Source organism: Listeria sp. SHR_NRA_18, assembly GCF_003856515.1.
GTDB classification, from domain to species: domain Bacteria; phylum Bacillota; class Bacilli; order Lactobacillales; family Listeriaceae; genus Listeria_A; species Listeria_A newyorkensis.
The window spans coordinates 1-1423 of sequence record NZ_QPKR01000036.1 but is presented as its reverse complement, the minus strand read 5'-3'; the positions used below and the strand labels follow the sequence as shown (position 1 = coordinate 1423).

1 protein-coding gene is annotated in these 1423 nt (G+C 43.5%); it reads right to left on the bottom strand.

Annotated features, from left to right (window positions below; genetic code table 11):
• Positions 1 to 1423, bottom strand: a 1423-nt coding sequence (locus DUK53_RS17655) for a toxin Cry1Ac domain D-VI-related protein (RefSeq protein ID WP_236637328.1), incomplete at both ends; no start/stop codon positions are given.

The following is a 1423-nucleotide window of genomic DNA, read 5'->3' as shown; positions in this document are numbered from 1 at the left end:
ATCGACACCGCGTACTTCAAATGTGTCGCCAACTTTTAAACCAAAACCTTGGGCATACAGCTTGAAGTCTCCATTTGTTGGTGTAGATACTTTTTTGCGGACGCCGTTGATATAAAGTTCCACCGTTACTGTGTTGGCGTCTACTGTTCCTGTAATATACTCATCTGTCACGCCATAACCGTTTACTTTTGGTGCTGTTAGTGTTGTATTTTTCGCATCTAATAGGTTTTGCGCTTTGTCTAGATCCGCTTGACGTTCTGCTTTCACTGCTGGATCTGTGATCGCATCGACTAGTTTTTTCGCGTCATCGATGGCTTTTTGGTCTGTCGTTGGTTTGATTGCTCCTGATGTTGGGGTGTTACTGTTGAATAGTTCATCCACTGCTTTTTTCGCTGCGTCTTGTTTCGCTTTTTCTGTTGCTGCTGCGTTTTTTGCATCTAGTAAGTCTTGTGCTTTATTTAGATCTGCTTGACGTTCTGCTTTCACTGCTGGATCTGTGATCGCATCGACTAGTTTTTTCGCATCATCGATGGCTTTTTGATCCGTCGTTGGTTTGATTGCTCCTGATGTTGGGGTGTTGCTGTTGAATAGTTCATCCACTGCTTTTTTCGCTGCGTCTTGTTTCGCTTTTTCTGTTGCTGCTGCTGCGTTTTTTGCATCTAGTAAGCTTTGTGCTTTGTTTAGGTCTGCTTGTAATGCTGCTTTGGTTGTTGGATCAGTTACAGTGTCAATGAGTCTTTGTGCAGCATCAATTGTTGCTTGTGTCGTTGTTGGTTTGATTGCATTACTTGCTGGGGTGTTGCTGTTGAATAGTTCGTTGACTGCTTTTCTGGCTGCATCTTGTTTCGCTTGCTCTGCTTGGTTTGCTGCATTGCGTTGGTTCAACAATTCTTGTGCACGATCCAAGTCTTTTTGTAAGTCTGCTTGTAGGGCTGGATCTTTGATTTTGTTGATTTCTGCTTGGGCGCTATCAATGGCATCTTGATCTGTCGAAGCTTTGATTGCGTCACTTGCTGGTGTGTTGTTCACGAATAGTTGATTCACGGCATAAGTTGCGACTGCTTTTTGATTTTGGTCGTCTGCCGCTTGTTGTGTGCGTGCGTCAAGTAAATCTTGTGCCTTATCTAAGTCTGCTTGTAGGGCTGTTTTCACTGGACCTGCTGCTAGAACGTCGATGGTTTTTTGTGCGTCATCAATCGCTTTTTGGTTCGTTGTGTCTTTAATCGCGTTGCTTGCTGGGTCGTTGTTTGTGAAAAGCTCTTTTACCGCTGTATTCGCTGTGTTTTGTTTCGCTTGTTCGTTTTGTCCATCTAGTAAGCTTTGTGCTTTGTCGATATCTTTTTGTAAGTCTGCTTTTACTGTTGGATCTTGTACTTTATTCACTAAAGCTTGTGCCGCATCGATTGCCGCTTGGTCTGTTGTC